This is a genomic window from Kitasatospora sp. CMC57, assembly GCF_045866025.2.
Taxonomy (GTDB): Bacteria; Actinomycetota; Actinomycetes; order Streptomycetales; family Streptomycetaceae; genus Kitasatospora.
This window is the reverse complement of the sequence record NZ_AP035881.2, coordinates 3,487,823-3,502,552: the sequence shown is the minus strand read 5'-3', so window position 1 is coordinate 3,502,552 and position 14,730 is coordinate 3,487,823. Positions and strand designations below refer to the sequence as shown.

The following is a 14,730-nucleotide window of genomic DNA, read 5'->3' as shown; positions in this document are numbered from 1 at the left end:
TTTCAACAATACTTGTTGCTACGGTGGGGTGACGCAGCGCCAGCACTGTGGTGTGCTGGATCGCACGCACATCCGCCTGGCACATGCCACCGGGGGGCCGAGTCCGGCCGGTGCGAGTGTGGGAGGGGCGCGTGGGGACGGAACTCAACCGCCGCTGGGAGTCGGGCACGTTGAAGCACGGTGTCTCCGACCCCTTCGGCCAGGGCCCACTGCCGTGGCTGCGGAGCCCGGACCAGTACGTGGCCGGCGTCGAGGGCGCGGTCCCGTGGTACGTCAGCCTGGACGCGCCCGGTCAGCTGCCGGCGGGTGTGCCCCGGCCCCGGCCGCCGGTCGGCACCCCGGCCAACTCGGACGACGTGCAGCAGCAGATCAAGGGCTTCGCCTCGGCCGGCGTGATCCACCCCGGCGGCTCGATCGACCTGCGGGTCACGGTGAACCCGCCGCGCGAGTTCACCGTGGACGTCTACCGGATCGGCCACTACGGCGGCGACGGCGCCCACCACATGACGTCCAGCCCGCTGATCGCCGGGCTGGCCCAGCCCGCCCCGCTGGTGGTCGGCCGCACCGTCTCCTGCCACCACTGGTGGCAGTCCTGGCGACTGCACGTGCCGACGCACTGGCGCCCGGGCGCGTACGTCGCGGTGCTGACCACCGCCGACAACCTGCACCGCAGTCACATCCCTTTCACCGTGCGGGACTTCGACGAGCAGTCGCACCACGCCGAACTGCTGCTGGTGATCCCGGACGTCACCTGGCAGGCGTACAACCTGTTTCCCGAGGACGGCGTGCAGGGCGCCAGCCTCTACCACGCCTGGGACGGCGCGGGCGTCCTGCTCGGCGAGGAGGAGGCGGCGGTGACGGTCTCCTTCGACCGCCCGCACGCGGGGGCGGGCCTGCCGCTGCACGTCGGCCACGCGTACGACTTCATCCGCTGGGCCGAGCGGTACGGCTACGACCTCGCCTACGCCACCGCGACCGACCTGCACGCCGGGCTGATCGACCCGGCCAGGCACCGGGCGCTGGTCTTCCCCGGACACGACGAGTACTGGTCCGAGCCGATGCGGCGGGCCGCCGAGCGGGCCAGGGACGGCGGCACCTCGCTGGTCTTCCTGTCCGCCAACACCATGTACTGGCGGGTGGACCTCACCCCCAGCCCGGCCGGTGAGCCGCACCGGCTGCTCAACTGCCGCAAGCGCCAGCGCCTCCACCCCGGCCACCCGGCGGCCGGGGCGGCGGGCAGCCAGAGCGCGCTCTGGCGGGACGCGGGCGAGCCGGAACAGCACCTGCTCGGCGTCCAGTACGCCGGCCGGGTGCCCACCCCGGTGCCGATGGTGGCCCGGAACACCGGCCACTGGCTCTGGGAGGGCACCGGCCTTCAGGAGGGCGAGGAGCTGGCCGGTCTGGTGGCCGGCGAGGCCGACCGCTACTACCCGAAGGTCGCGCTGCCCGACCACACCGAGCGCGCCCTGCTCGCGCACTCCCCCTACCGGGACACGGCCGGCCGGGTGCGGTACCAGGAGACCTCTCTCTACCGCGCACCCAGCGGCGCGTACGTGTTCGCGGCGGGCACCTTCGCCTGGTCGCCCGCGCTGGACCGGCCGGGGCACACCGACGAGCGGATCCAGCGGGCCACCGCCAACCTGCTCGACCACCTGTGCAAGGAGGGCGCGGGCCGCTCATGAAAGACTCGGTGCCCGGAGCCCCCCTTACTCTGAGGACTGAGACGACCTTGAGCGGATTTGTCACCAAGCCCGAGCCGGTCCAGGTACCTGGTCTGGAACACCTGCACACCGGCAAGGTGCGCGACCTCTACCGGGCCGCCAACGGCGACCTGGTGATGGTCGCCAGCGACCGGACCTCCGCCTTCGACTGGGTGCTGCCGAACGAGATCCCGGACAAGGGCCGGATCCTCACCCAGCTCTCGCTCTGGTGGTTCGAGCGGATCGCCGATATCGTCCCCAACCACGTGATCTCCACCGAGGTCCCGGCGGGGGCGCCCGCCGACTGGAAGGGGCGCACGCTGATCTGCCGCGCCCTGGAGATGGCGCCGGTAGAGTGCGTGGCCCGCGGCTACCTGACCGGCTCCGGCCTGGAGGAGTACCGCAGGGACCGCACGGTCTGCGGCATCGCCCTCCCCGAGGGCCTGGAGGACGGCTCCGAGCTGCCCGCCCCGATCTACACCCCGGCCCTCAAGGCCGAGGTCGGCGAGCACGACGAGAACGTCCCGTACGAGGAGACCGCTCGCCGAATCGGCGCCGAGCTGGCCACCACCCTCCGGCAGACCACCCTCGCGGTGTACAGCCGGGCCCGGGACATCGCGCGGGAGCGCGGCATCATCCTGGCCGACACCAAGTTCGAGTTCGGGCTGCTCAACGGCGAGCTGGTGATCGGCGACGAGGTGCTGACGCCGGATTCCTCGCGCTTCTGGCCCGCCGACCAGTGGGAGCCGGGCCACGCCCAGCCCTCCTACGACAAGCAGTTCATCCGCGACTGGCTGGCCTCCCCGGCCTCCGGCTGGGACCGCAAGGGCGAACTCCCGCCGCCGGCGCTGCCGCCCGAGATCGTCGCGGCCTCGCGCGCCAAGTACGTCGAGGCGTACGAGCGGCTGACCGGCACCTCCTGGCAGTAGCTCCACCACGGTCCAGGGGCTCGGCGCCGCACCTCGGCAGCGCGCCGAGCCCCTGGACCGTAACCGGCGGAGACCTCCGTGGGGAGCGCGGTGCGGATACGACGAAGGGCCCCCTCGACGAGGGGGCCCTTCAACTGAGCGGACGACGAGATTCGAACTCGCGACCCTCACCTTGGCAAGGTGATGCTCTACCAACTGAGCCACGTCCGCACGATCTTCGGTTGTTTTCACTGCGAGCGGACGACGAGATTCGAACTCGCGACCCTCACCTTGGCAAGGTGATGCTCTACCAACTGAGCCACGTCCGCACGGTGCTTCTTGAAGCACCGGCCGCCTTCCGGTCTCCCGGTTGGCGACAGAAAGAACTCTACCCCATCGGAACGAGTGGTCGCCCCACCCTTTCCGCCGGGGCGGTCGGGGTGGGGCGACGAGCCGGTCGGCCAGGTCAGTTGGCCTCGGCGAAGGACTCGTAGACGTGCTTGGGAATGCGGCCCCGGGCGGGCAGCTCCATGCCCCGGGACTGGGCCCAGGCACGTACGGCGGCCGGGTCCGGGGTGAGCGCCGTGCGGCGGAAGGACTTTCCGGCGCGGCTCTGCCGACGGCCGGCCGCGACGAACGGGGCGAGAGCCTCCCGCAGCTTCTCCGCGTTGTCCAGGGACAGGTCGATCTCGTACGACTTTCCGTCCACGCCGAAGTGGACGGTCTCGGCGGCGGCGCCGCCGTCCAGGTCGTCGGAGAGCGTGACAACTACACGCTGAGCCATGGGTGTCGATCCTCTCGGGCAATTCGGCCGCCGGGTGCGGGATGCGCCCGTGCGGCCCGATGTGCACCAGTCACGCGGGCGCTTACGGGCAGGCTGGAAGCCGCGCTGGATACGCAGCACTCGCCGTCACCGGTGGCCCTATTCTGCACCCAAAGCGGGCCGAAATCGAAGAGTCCTGCTTTCTTTTCCGGATATTCACGTGTGTTCGCCGGGGCGGGATAGCGGGTGATCTGGATGGTCGTTCTGTCCCGTAGTGCCGGTATTCGGGCGTTCCAGAAGCGGCTGCGGAATCCGTTGTAAAGCGGGGTGGGCGAGGGCCGCGGGCGGGGTGGATCCCATGGGGCGTAAGGGTCATTGGTCTACGCGCGTCGCCTTCTGTCGCCCAGGACCGGGCCGCAAAGTCGCCCGAATGCCCCGGTAGTCTGGAGGTCCCCCGCCTCACGCACCACACCACTTGGAGTGCCAGTGGCTCGCGTCGTAGTCGACGTCATGCTCAAGCCCGAGATCCTCGACCCCCAGGGCCAGGCGGTGCAGCGTGCACTGCCGCGTCTTGGATTCGCCGGGATCGCCGATGTCCGCCAGGGCAAGCGATTCGAACTGGAGCTGGAGGGTCCGGTCGACGACGCCGCGCTCGCCCGGATCCGGGAAGCCGCCGAGACCTTCCTCGCCAACACGGTGATCGAGGACTTCACCGTCCGGGTCGAGGAGACGGCCAAGTGACCACCCGCGTCGGCGTCGTCACTTTTCCCGGTTCGCTGGACGACCGCGACGCCCAGCGCGCGGTCCGGCTGGCCGGCGCGGAGCCGGTCGCCCTGTGGCACCGTGACAAGGATCTCCATCAGGTCGACGCGGTCGTCCTGCCGGGTGGATTCAGTTACGGCGACTATCTGCGCTGCGGTGCGATCTCCCGCTTCTCGCCGGTGATGGAGACCATCATCGAGCAGGCGAAGCTGGGAATGCCGGTCCTCGGTATCTGCAACGGGTTCCAGGTTCTCTGCGAATCGCACCTGCTGCCCGGCGCGCTCACCCGCAACGACTCGCTGCACTTCGTCTGCCGCGACCAGAAGCTGCGGATCGAGAACGCCGAGACCGCCTGGACCCGGGATTACTCCGTCGGCCAGGAAATCGTCGTCCCGCTGAAGAACGGCGAGGGCCGGTTCGTCGCCGACGAGCACGTGCTGGACCAGCTCGAGGCGGAGGGCCGGATCGTGGCCCGCTACGTCGACCTGAACCCGAACGGTTCGTACCGCGACATCGCCGGCATCACCAACGCCGCCGGCAACGTCGTCGGCCTGATGCCGCACCCGGAGCACGCCGTCGAGCCGCTCACCGGTCCGACCACCGAGGGCCTCGGCTTCTTCACTTCCGTCCTCAAGCAGTTGGTGAACGCCTGATGAGTCTCGACACGGTCAAGAACGCCGAGCAGACCCCGGACGCCCAGCAGCCCTGGTCCGAACTCGGCCTGAAGGAAGACGAGTACGCCCGGATCCGGGAGATCCTCGGCCGCCGCCCCACGGGCGCCGAGCTGGCGATGTACTCGGTCATGTGGTCCGAGCACTGCTCGTACAAGAGCTCCAAGGTGCACCTCAAGCAGTTCGGTGAGAAGAAGCCGGACAGCGACGCGATGCTGGTGGGCATCGGCGAGAACGCCGGTGTGGTGGACGTCGGTCAGGGTTACGCGGTGACCTTCAAGGTCGAGTCGCACAACCACCCGTCGTACATCGAGCCCTACCAGGGCGCGGCCACCGGCATCGGCGGCATCGTCCGCGACATCCTGGCGATGGGCGCCCGCCCGGTCGCCGTGATGGACCCGCTGCGGTTCGGTGCGGCCGACCACCCCGACACCCGGCGCGTGCTGCCCGGGATCGTCGCGGGCATCGGCGGCTACGGCAACTGCCTGGGCCTGCCGAACATCGGCGGCGAGGTCGTCTTCGACTCCTGCTACCAGGGCAACCCGCTGGTCAACGCGCTCTGCGTGGGCGTCATGAAGCACGAGGACATCCACCTCGCGCAGGCGTCCGGTGCGGGCAACAAGGTCATCCTGTACGGAGCCCGCACCGGTGGCGACGGCATCGGCGGTGTCTCGGTGCTGGCCTCCGAGACCTTCGACGCGACCGGCCCGGCCAAGCGCCCGGCCGTCCAGGTCGGTGACCCGTTCCAGGAGAAGCTCCTGATCGAGTCCACCCTGGAGATCTTCGCCGAGAAGCTGGTGCTCGGCATCCAGGACCTCGGCGGCGCCGGACTCTCCTGCGCCACCTCGGAGTTGGCCTCGGCCGGCTCCGGCGGCATGCGGATCGACCTGGACACCGTGCCGCTGCGCGACAACACGCTCTCTCCTGAGGAGATCCTCATGAGCGAGTCGCAGGAGCGCATGTGCGCGATCGTCGAGCCCGGCAAGGTCGACCGCTTCCTGGAGATCTGCGAGAAGTGGGACGTCATCGCCACCGTCATCGGTGAGGTGACCGAGGGCGAGCGGCTGGAGATCTTCTGGCACGGCGAGCTGGTCGTGGACGTCCCGCCGCGTTCGGTCGCGCACGACGGCCCGACCTACAACCGCCCGTACGCGCGGCCGAGTTGGCAGGACGCCCTGCAGGCGGACGCGCCGACCGCCGAGCGGCTGCTCCGCCCGTCCACGGGCGAGGAGCTGAAGGCCGCGCTGCTCGCGGTCGCCGGCTCGCCGAACCAGGCCTCCAAGTCGTGGATCACCGACCAGTACGACCGCTACGTGATCGGCAACACCGTGCTGGCCACGCCCGAGGACTCGGGCATGATCCGGATCGACGAGGAGACCAACCTCGGCGTCTCGGTGGCCACCGACGGCAACGGCCGCTTCACCAAGCTGGACCCGTACACCGGTGCCCAGTTGGCGCTGGCCGAGGCGTACCGCAACGTCGCGGCCGGTGGCGCCAAGCCGCTCGCCGTCTCCGACTGCCTCAACTTCGGTTCCCCCGAGGACCCGGACGTGATGTGGCAGTTCGCCGAGGCGACCCGTGGTCTGGCCGACGCCTGCCTGGTCCTCGGCACCCCGGTGACCGGCGGCAACGTCTCGCTGTACAACCAGACCGGTGACACCGCCATCCACCCGACCCCGGTGGTCGCGGTGCTCGGCGTGATCGACGACGTCACCCGGCGGACCCCGATCGGCTTCGCCGAGGAGGGCCAGCTGGTCTACCTGCTCGGTGACACCGCCGACGAACTGGGCGGCTCCGCCTGGTCGCAGGTCGTCCACGGCCACCTCGGCGGCCTGCCGCCCAAGGTGGACCTGGAGCGCGAGCGGCTGCTCGGCGACATCCTGATCGCCGCCTCGCGCGACGGCATGATCGACGCCGCGCACGACCTCTCCGACGGTGGCCTGGCCCAGGCCCTGGTGGAGAGCTGCCTCAAGGGCGGCAACGGCGCGCGCCTGATCGTGCCCGCCGGTCTGGACCCGTTCGTGTTCCTGTTCTCCGAGTCCGCGGGGCGCGCCATCGTGTCGATCCCGCGCAGCGAGGAGCTCCGGTTCAACGACATGTGCGGTGCTCGGGGCCTGCCGGCCACCCGGATCGGCGTGGTGGACGGTGACGTCCTGGAGGTCCAGGGCCAGTTCACCGTCTCGCTGGCGGAGCTGACGGACGCGCACACCGGTGTGATCGAGGCGCTGCTCGCCTGACGGCGTCTCACCAGCTGAGGGGCGGCCGCTCGGGCCGCCCCTTCGCTGTACGCTCGGCGAATGGCGAACTCCGCGAACCGTGCCCGTAGTTACGACCCCGCGAAGGTGCGGGCCGCCCTGGCAGGGCAGACCGAGGCGCTGCGCGGCGTGGTGCACGAGCTGTGCGCCCGTCCGGACGCCGCCTCGCTGCTGGAGCGGCCCACCCGGCTCGGCGACTGGAACCTCCGGCAGCTGATCGCCCACCTCGGCTTCTGCCTGGACTGGCTGCCCCGGCACCTGGAGCAGCCGGTGCCGGACGGCGCGCCGCTCTCGCTGGTGCAGTGGGTCGGGGTGACGCGGACCGCCGCCGCCGCGATCGACGCCGCCGTGCAGGAGCACGCGGAGGGCGCCTTCGCGGGCTCCCCGGCCGAGGTGGCCGAGGAGTTCGACCGCGCCTGCGACCTGCTGCTGGCGACCCTGGAGCGGCCCGAAGTCGTCGACCCCGCCCGGCGGTTCGTGATCCGGTTCGGGCCGATCCTGCTGACCGACTTCCTGGTCACCCGGCTGGTCGAGACGGTGGTGCACGCCGACGATCTGGCGGCCGCGCTCGACCTGGCCGACTTCCCGCACGACCGCCAGGCCCTGGCCGCCGTCACCCGCCTGCTGGCGGACGCTTTCGCGGACCAGGTCCCGGGCGGTGCGGTGGAGCTGCGCGTCCCGCCGTACGCGGTGGTCCAGGCCGTCCCAGGCCCCCGCCACACCCGCGGCACCCCGCCCAACGTGGTGGAGACCGACCCGCTCACCTGGATCCGCCTCGCCACCGGCCGCACCAGCTGGGCCGACGTGGTAGACACGGCGGTGCACGCCAGCGGCGAACGCAGCGAGCTGGGGGAGTACCTCCCGATCATGGGCTAGGGAGCTTGTGCCGCCTGCCCCGGGCTACGGCCGGGCGGGACCGCTGAGGTACTTGCCGGTGTCGGTGTAGGGCCAGGCGTTGGAGACGCAGCCCTCCAGGCCGTATATCTGCTGCATCATCGCGGGCGCCGGCTTCCCCGGCCCGGGGCAGCCCTCGTGGTTGTGGCCGATCCGGTGTCCGACCTCGTGGTTGATGATCAGGGCCCGGTACTCCTCGATCGGACCGCTGAACTTCGGTGAACCGGTGTTCCAACGCTTGATGTTGACCATCACTTGGCGGTCCACGTTGCAGTTCACCTCGCCGCCGGTGTCCAGCCCGGCCGTGGCGCAGATCTTGTCCACCGTCTCTGGCGACGCGATCCGCACCGTGAAGTCGTAGCTGCCGGAGGTCACCAGCTGGAAGGAGTTCTTCCCGTCGGTGGTCCAACTCCGGGGGTCCGCGAGGATGGCCTGGACCTGCTTGGCGGCGGTCACGGCGTCGATCCCGATCCCGTCCTCGACCTCCACCTTGAACTTGCGCAGGGTCTTGCCCTTGCCCATCACCGGCCCGTTCGCCTGGACGGTGCTGAAGGTGCCGAGCCCCTTGCCCTCGACCACCGGGGCGGGGGAGGGCGGCGGCGTCTCGACGGGCGGCGGGGCACTGGCGGCGGGGGATTCGGCGGCCGGCACCGCCCTGGCCTGTGTGGTGGGTGCGCCGCCCGGGGTCGAGCCTGAGTCACCGGTCAGCTCGTACGCGGCGCCGCCGACCACGGCCAGCACCGTCACCACCCCGACCCCCAGCACCAGCCGGTTACGCCGTACCCGCTGCTTCCGCCGCCGCGCGCTGGCGGCGCGCCGTCGGCTCGGGGCGGGGGAGCTGCTGGTGTTGGCTCGCACTACGGAAGCTCTCTGGTCGGCCGGCAGAACTGACGCGCTGTCCAGCAGGACGATACCTGTTGCCTGTTCGGTTCTCGGTGGCGCCCGGGGCGAGCGGCCGGGGACCGGGGCGCCGACCGTGGTTGACCCGGTCGTCCCGGCTGGCAGACTGCAGGTATGAGTATTCACCAGAACCTGCTCGGCGGCCCCGAGCCGACCCGGCTGCCGGAGGACGAGCAGCCCTACCGGATGCTGGGCGAGGAGTCGGCTTCGCCGACCCAGGTCGCCGCGGCGTTCCCGACCTTCTCGCTGGCCTGGGCGATGCTGGCCGACGACGCGTTCGACGCCGGGCGGGTGGTCGAGTCCTACGCGTATGCCAGGACCGGCTACCACCGCGGTCTCGACTCGCTGCGGCGGGCCGGCTGGAAGGGCCACGGGCCGGTGCCGTGGGAGCACCGGGGCAACCGGGGCTTCCTGCGCTGCCTGGCCGGTCTGGCCCGGGCGGCCGAGGCGATCCACGAGACCGAGGAGGCCGAGCGCTGCTGGACCTTCCTCAAGGACAGCAGCGCCGAGGCGTACGCGGAGCTGAAGCAGTAGCACCCCGGACGTGCCGGAGCCCCCTCGACCGGAAGGGTCGAGGGGGCTCCGTCGTACCGGCTGCTCGCTGCGCCGACTACTTGATCCGGGTGCCCGCGGAACGCAGCGCCTGGGTCGCCTCGACCACGCGGGCGGCCATGCCGGCCTCGGCCAGCTTGCCCCAGGTGCGCGGGTCGTAGGTGTTCTTCTTGCCGACCTCGCCGTCGACCTTCAGCACGCCGTCGTAGTTGCGGAACATGTGGTCCGCGATCGGGCGGGTGAAGGCGTACTGGGTATCGGTGTCGAGGTTCATCTTCACGACGCCGTTCTCCAGCGCGGTGGCGATCTCCTCGGCGGTGGAGCCCGAGCCGCCGTGGAAGACGAAGTCGAACGGGTCCTTCTTGCCGTACTGCTTGCCGATCTCGTCCTGCAGCTCGCGGAGCAGCTCCGGCTTCAGCACGACGTTGCCCGGCTTGTACACGCCGTGCACGTTGCCGAAGGAGGCGGCCAGCAGGTAGCGGCCCTGCTCGCCCAGGCCGAGCGCCTCGGCGGTGCGGACGGCGTCGTTCACCGTGGTGTAGAGCTCGTCGTTGATCTCGTGCGAGACACCGTCCTCCTCGCCACCGGTCGGGGTGATCTCGACCTCGAGGATGATGTTGGCGGCCTTGGCCTGGGCGAGCAGCTCGCGGCCGATCGCCAGGTTGTCGGCCAGGGTCTCGGCCGAGCCGTCCCACATGTGCGACTGGAAGAGCGGGTTCTGACCGTTCTTCACGCGCTCGGCTGAGATGGCGAGCAGCGGGCGGACGTAGCCGTCCAGCTTGTCCTTGGGGCAGTGGTCGGTGTGCAGCGCGACGGTGATGTCGTACTTGGCGGCCACGATGTGGGCGAACTCGGCGAGCGCGACGGCGCCGGTCACCATGTCCTTGTTGTGCTGGCCACCCAGGAACTCCGCACCACCGGTGGAGATCTGGATGATGCCGTCGCTCTCGGCCTCGGCGAAGCCGCGCAGCGCGGCGTGCAGGGTCTGGGTCGAGGTGACGTTGATGGCCGGGTAGGCGAACTTGCCCGCCTTGGCCCGGTCCAGCATCTCGTTGTAGACCTCGGGAGTTGCGATGGGCATGCGAATCCGCTCCTGTCGGTGCTTCGGCGTACGGACGACCTGTCCGACGCTCGGTACGCCTTCGGTACGACGCGCGGTACCGGGAACGCCGACGCGGCTCTGCGGTGCGGCTGGTGGTACCTCGGTTCGACGGAGTCCGTCGCGGGTGCACTGAGGGTGGTGCGCTACCGCGGGACGGACACCTGTGCCATCCTCCCAGACTCCCGCCCCGGCATCACCCAGCGGCCCGCTGGTTGGGACGGGACGGTGTACGGAGAGGTGTACGGGAGGGACGGGTTCAGCCCTCGGTAAGGCGGGGACGCTATCCTGCGCCCGTGGACTACAACCAGCTAGCCGTCAATCTGCTTGACGCCAAGGCCCTTGTCGCATCGGTGGGTGCGATCGGCATCCTGGCGATCATCTTCGCCGAGACCGGCCTGCTGGTCGGGTTCTTCTTCCCAGGTGACTCGCTGCTGATCCTGGCCGGGGTGGCCGCCTCGTCGGCTGCCTCCTCGGTGCTGGGCGAGGGCGCCCAGATGTCGATCGCCCTGCTGCTGATCGGGGCGCCGGTCTGCGCCGTGGCGGGGGCCCAGCTCGGGCACTTCTTCGGGGCCAAGGTCGGCCCGCGGATGTTCGACAAGCCGAACTCGAAGATCTTCCGCCGCGAGTACGTGGTGAAGGCGGAGGAGTACTTCGAGAAGTTCGGCCCGGCCAAGGCCGTAGTGCTGGCCCGCTTCATCCCGATCGTCCGCACCTTCCTCAACCCGGTCGCGGGGACCCTGGAGATGCCGGCCAGGACCTTCTTCGTCTGGAACGTGGTCGGCGGTGTGCTGTGGACCGAGTCGATGCTGCTGATCGGCTACTTCACCGGTGACCAGCTCGCGCCGGTGATCGACAAGTACCTGATCCCGGCGATGGCGCTGATCATCCTGGTGTCCGTCTCGCCGATCATCTTCGAGGTGCTGCGCGAGCGGAAGAAGAAGAAGGCCGAGGCCGTCGAGACCGGCGAGCCGGTCGGCGGTCGGCACCGCAAGGGCTGAGCCGGTACGACGAACGCTGCCCGCTGTTTCACGTGAAACAGCGGGCAGCGTCATGTCCGGGGGACCGGCAGGACCGTTCAGAGGCCCAGGTCGTCCAGGGTGTAGGCGGTGATGTACGGCAGGCCCGTCTTCTCGATCGCCGGGGCCGCGCCGCGCTCCACGATCACCGCGACGCCGACCACCTCGGCGCCCGCCTCGCGGAGCGCCTCGACCGCGGTGAGCACCGAACCGCCGGTGGTGGAGGTGTCCTCGACCGCCAGCACCCGGCGGCCCTTCACGTCCGGGCCCTCGATCCGGCGCTGCAGGCCGTGCGCCTTGCCCGCCTTGCGGACCACGAAGGCGTCCAGCTTGCGGCCGCGCGCGGCGGCGGCGTGCAGCATCGCGGCGGCCACCGGGTCGGCGCCCAGGGTCAGCCCGCCGACCGCGTCGAAGTCCAGCGCGGCGGCCGCGTCCAGCATGACCCGGCCGACCAGCGGCGCCGCCTCGGCGTCCAGCGTGATGCGGCGGAGGTCGACGTAGTAGTCGGCCTCCAGCCCGGAGGAGAGGGTGACCTTGCCGTGCACGACGGCCTTGTCCTTGATCTGCGCCAGCAGGGCGTCGCGGTCGTTGCTCATGGGCGTTGAGTCTACGGGGGGAGGGGTTCAGCGCTTCCGCAGGGCGCGGACCAGCACCACCGCGCCGCCGATCAGTGCGACCCCGCCGCCGATCATCCAGGGCAGCGCGGCGCGGTCGTGCTGCGGCAGCTGCTCGGGGCCGCTCCAGCGGGTGGCGGCCCTGGCCCGGGCACTGCGGGCGGGCAGCGCGGGGGCGTACCTGCCGCGCGGCGGCGCGTGGTCCACCTCCTCGGCGGAGCGGCCGACGATGCTGCGCCGGACCGGGCCGCTGCCGTGGTCGGCGGTCAGGTACTCCAGCGTCGGGTCCTCGGTGCCCGGCGACCGGCCCGGCCCGGTGGGCTCGTCGTCGAACGGGAGCAGGTCGGCGAGGTCGTCGTCCAGCCCGCTGGAGAAGCCCCCCGTGCGGTCCTCCAGGTAGAGCACGGTGGCGGCCTCCGGTTCGGCGCCGCTCACCGCGGCCGCCAGGTCGTTGGCGAACCGGTCAAGCAGGCGGCGGCCCGCCGTGCCCCGCACGGCCGCGTCGAACTCGGCCAGCCGCCCGGTGGCGGTCAGGTCGGCGGTGAAGTGCAGCGCGCTGCTGCCGTCGTCCGCGCCGGGCTGCACCGAGAGCCGCACGGTCGCGGTCACCTCCCCGCTGCCCCGGGACTCCTGGCCCTCGGCCCGTACGGTCAGCACGCCCTCGTGGCCCTCGACCAGCGAGAGCGCACCCTTGTACGTGATGGTCGAGCCGCCGATCCGCAGCCGCAGCCGCCCGGCCGGTCCGTCGCCGGGGGCCCCGGTCTCGACGCTCAGGCCGGGCACACAGCGCACCAGCAGTTCCCGGTCCCGCAGCGCCTGCCGGACGGTGGCGGCCGGCAGCTGGACGACAACCTCATGCTCCATGCCAGCGAGCCTACCGACCCGGCCCCCGGACGGAGAGCATCCGGTCAGGTCGATCTGCACCTCGTGACGCTCAGTCCAGCAGGCCGCGCGGTTCCGGCACCCGTTCGGGGCGGCGGGCGGCGAGCCGGGCGGCGGCGGCCCGCAGGGTTTCGGTGGTGAGCGAGCGGGTCGGAGCGTCCAGGGTCAGTTCCGGCGGGGTACGGCCGGCCAGCACGAAGGTCTCCGGCGCGCCGGGCCCGGCCGGGCAGCTCCGCGGGCCGTCGGCGGCGGCGTACGGGACGGTCTGCAGGCCGACCGCCCGTACGGTGGCCTCGGTGGACCAGACGTCGTCGGTGCGCACCGCCAGCCGGCCGCCGGGCGCCAGCGCCCGGGCCGCCAGACCGTAGAACTCCAGCGAGTCGTACGGCAGTCCGCGCAGGCTGGAGAGCACCACGTCGTACGGGCCCGCACCGCGCAGCCAGTGCAGCGGCTCGGCGGTCACCAGCCGGACCCTGGCGTCCTCCAGCGAGCGTCGGCTGAGTGCCGACAGGGCCGCGTCCCGGCGGACCAACTCCGGTACCGCCGAATCGAGTTCGACCACCGTCACGTCCCGGACCCCGGCCCGGGTGAGCACCTCGCGGAGCGCCATGCCGTCCCCGCCGCCGAGCAGCAGCACCCGGCCGACAGGTCCGCTGCCGAGTGCGGGGTGCACCAGGGCCTCGTGCTCCCGGTACTCGTCCGGGCCGCACACGACCAGTCGGCCGTTCAGGAACAGCTCCAGCGGGGCGCGCTGCGGGGGGACCCTGGCCTCCAGGGCCGGGCCGGCCAGCACGATCTCCTGGTACCTGCTCTGGATCGCCAGCCGGACCTGGGCGCCGTACAGCGCGTTGCGGGCGGCCCGCTCGATCACGCCGGTGAAGGCGGCGGCCACCGCGAGCACCACAAGCACCAGCCCGCAGCCGGTCCAGAGCAGCAGCCTGGTCCGGGGTGACGGCTCGTCGCGGAACAGCCAGAGCACCACCGCCGCGCCCGCCACCGCGTTCACCGCGCCGGTCAGCAGCGCCCCGGTGGTCTGGCCGAGCAGCGGCAGCAGCAGGAACGGGAAGGCCAGGCCGCCGACCAGCGCTCCGACGTAGTCGGCGGCGAACAGGTCGGCGGCGGCCCGGCCCGCGTCCTCCCGGCGGATCCGCTGGATCAGGGTCATCAGCAGCGGGATCTCGGCGCCGATCAGCACCCCGATCAGGAAGGTGGTGCCGACCACCCCGGCCGTCGTGGCGCCGTACCGGTCCAGCCAGGCCCAGGCCGAATAGAGCAGCAGTACGGAGAGCCCGCCGGCCAGCGCGAGCGCGCACTCGACCAGCGCGAAGGAGGTGGCGGGGCGGCGGGTGAGCCGCTTGGCGGAGAGCGAGCCGACCCCCATCGCGAACACCATCACGGACAGCACGACCGAGGTCTGGGTCATCGGATCGCCGATCAGCTGTCCGCCGAGGGCCACCAGTTCGAGTTCGTACACCAGGCCGCAGGCCGCGCAGACGAAGGCCGCGAGCAGCACCAGCAGCCGGGCCGGGCGGGGCCGGCCACCCCGGCGGCCACCGCCGCCCGGCCGACGGCGGGCGCGGCCGCCGTCGGCGGCCCGGGCCCGGACCGCGCGGGCTCCGATCCCGGCCAGTCCGGCCGGGGCCTCGGTGCTCGGCTGGACGGGTGGGCCCGCCGGACGGTTGATCACGAACAAACGCTAGGCGAGGTGGGT

The 14,730-nt window shown here is 71.6% G+C and carries 14 protein-coding genes and 2 tRNA genes; 8 read left to right on the top strand and 8 right to left on the bottom strand.

Features of this window, described 5'->3' with window-relative positions:
• Positions 1-131: 131 nt before the first annotated feature.
• Both ACKUU6_RS15445 and ACKUU6_RS15440 read left to right on the top strand, forming a co-directional pair.
• The gene (locus ACKUU6_RS15445; protein ID WP_407989118.1) at positions 132-1,682 is read left to right on the top strand and encodes a N,N-dimethylformamidase beta subunit family domain-containing protein; all 1,551 of its coding nucleotides are present in this window, start codon (positions 132-134) and stop codon (positions 1,680-1,682) included.
• A 47-nt stretch (positions 1,683-1,729) separates the two neighbouring features.
• Positions 1,730-2,629, top strand: coding sequence for a phosphoribosylaminoimidazolesuccinocarboxamide synthase (locus ACKUU6_RS15440; RefSeq protein WP_407989117.1), 900 nt, complete (start codon positions 1,730-1,732; stop codon positions 2,627-2,629).
• A gap of 137 nt (positions 2,630-2,766) precedes the next feature.
• Here ACKUU6_RS15440 and ACKUU6_RS15435 read toward each other — a convergent pair.
• The 3 genes from ACKUU6_RS15435 to ACKUU6_RS15425 form a co-directional block, all read right to left on the bottom strand.
• Positions 2,767-2,839 (bottom strand) — tRNA-Gly (locus ACKUU6_RS15435).
• A gap of 25 nt (positions 2,840-2,864) precedes the next feature.
• Positions 2,865-2,937 (bottom strand) — tRNA-Gly (locus ACKUU6_RS15430).
• A gap of 137 nt (positions 2,938-3,074) precedes the next feature.
• Entirely contained in the window at positions 3,075-3,392 is a 318-nt protein-coding gene (locus ACKUU6_RS15425) for a histone-like nucleoid-structuring protein Lsr2 (protein WP_057230366.1), read from the bottom strand.
• A gap of 465 nt (positions 3,393-3,857) precedes the next feature.
• On the opposite strand from ACKUU6_RS15425, the gene purS reads away from it, so the two are divergent.
• The 4 genes from purS to ACKUU6_RS15405 are packed head-to-tail and all read left to right on the top strand — an operon-like array spanning position 3,858 to position 7,935.
• Positions 3,858-4,112 carry a phosphoribosylformylglycinamidine synthase subunit PurS gene (gene purS, locus ACKUU6_RS15420; RefSeq protein WP_407989116.1) on the top strand — a complete coding sequence of 85 codons (255 nt, stop codon included), beginning with the start codon at positions 3,858-3,860 and terminating at the stop codon, positions 4,110-4,112.
• Complete coding sequence (gene purQ, locus ACKUU6_RS15415) at positions 4,109-4,786, top strand: phosphoribosylformylglycinamidine synthase subunit PurQ (protein ID WP_407989115.1); 678 nt, start codon at positions 4,109-4,111, stop codon at positions 4,784-4,786. The genes purS and purQ overlap by 4 nt, the downstream gene beginning before the upstream one ends.
• Positions 4,786-7,041 (top strand): phosphoribosylformylglycinamidine synthase subunit PurL, encoded by a 2,256-nt coding sequence (purL, locus tag ACKUU6_RS15410; protein WP_407989114.1) that lies wholly within the window; start codon positions 4,786-4,788, stop codon positions 7,039-7,041. The genes purQ and purL overlap by 1 nt, the downstream gene beginning before the upstream one ends.
• 60 nt (positions 7,042-7,101) lie before the next feature.
• A complete protein-coding gene (locus ACKUU6_RS15405) occupies positions 7,102-7,935 on the top strand; it encodes a sterol carrier family protein (protein ID WP_407989113.1) in 834 nt (277 codons plus the stop codon).
• Positions 7,936-7,959: 24 nt separating this feature from the next.
• Here ACKUU6_RS15405 and ACKUU6_RS15400 read toward each other — a convergent pair whose 3' ends face one another.
• On the bottom strand, positions 7,960-8,811 hold the full coding sequence (locus ACKUU6_RS15400) for a DUF3152 domain-containing protein (RefSeq protein ID WP_407989112.1): 852 nt from the start codon (positions 8,809-8,811) through the stop codon (positions 7,960-7,962).
• A 156-nt stretch (positions 8,812-8,967) separates the two neighbouring features.
• Here ACKUU6_RS15400 and ACKUU6_RS15395 point away from each other — a divergent pair, with 156 nt between their 5' ends.
• Positions 8,968-9,387, top strand: a complete 420-nt coding sequence (locus ACKUU6_RS15395; RefSeq protein WP_407989111.1) for a DUF3151 domain-containing protein — start codon at positions 8,968-8,970, stop codon at positions 9,385-9,387.
• Between the two features lie 76 nt (positions 9,388-9,463).
• Here the strand turns inward: ACKUU6_RS15395 and fbaA are convergent, their stop codons facing one another.
• Positions 9,464-10,492, bottom strand: coding sequence for a class II fructose-bisphosphate aldolase (gene fbaA / locus ACKUU6_RS15390; protein ID WP_407992136.1), 1,029 nt, complete (start codon positions 10,490-10,492; stop codon positions 9,464-9,466).
• A gap of 308 nt (positions 10,493-10,800) precedes the next feature.
• Here fbaA and ACKUU6_RS15385 point away from each other — a divergent pair, with 308 nt between their 5' ends.
• Positions 10,801-11,505: a DedA family protein gene (locus ACKUU6_RS15385; protein ID WP_407989110.1), complete on the top strand. Its 705-nt coding sequence runs from the start codon at positions 10,801-10,803 to the stop codon at positions 11,503-11,505.
• A gap of 77 nt (positions 11,506-11,582) precedes the next feature.
• On the opposite strand, the gene pyrE is transcribed toward ACKUU6_RS15385, so the two are convergent.
• The 3 genes from pyrE to ACKUU6_RS15370 all read right to left on the bottom strand — a co-directional run bounded on the left by pyrE (position 11,583) and on the right by ACKUU6_RS15370 (position 14,706).
• Positions 11,583-12,119 (bottom strand): orotate phosphoribosyltransferase, encoded by a 537-nt coding sequence (gene pyrE / locus ACKUU6_RS15380; RefSeq protein WP_407989109.1) that lies wholly within the window; start codon positions 12,117-12,119, stop codon positions 11,583-11,585.
• A gap of 27 nt (positions 12,120-12,146) precedes the next feature.
• Positions 12,147-13,001 (bottom strand): SRPBCC domain-containing protein, encoded by an 855-nt coding sequence (locus ACKUU6_RS15375; RefSeq protein ID WP_407989108.1) that lies wholly within the window; start codon positions 12,999-13,001, stop codon positions 12,147-12,149.
• Positions 13,002-13,071: 70 nt separating this feature from the next.
• The gene (locus ACKUU6_RS15370; RefSeq protein WP_407989107.1) at positions 13,072-14,706 is read right to left on the bottom strand and encodes a spermidine synthase; all 1,635 of its coding nucleotides are present in this window, start codon (positions 14,704-14,706) and stop codon (positions 13,072-13,074) included.
• Positions 14,707-14,730 lie beyond the last annotated feature (24 nt).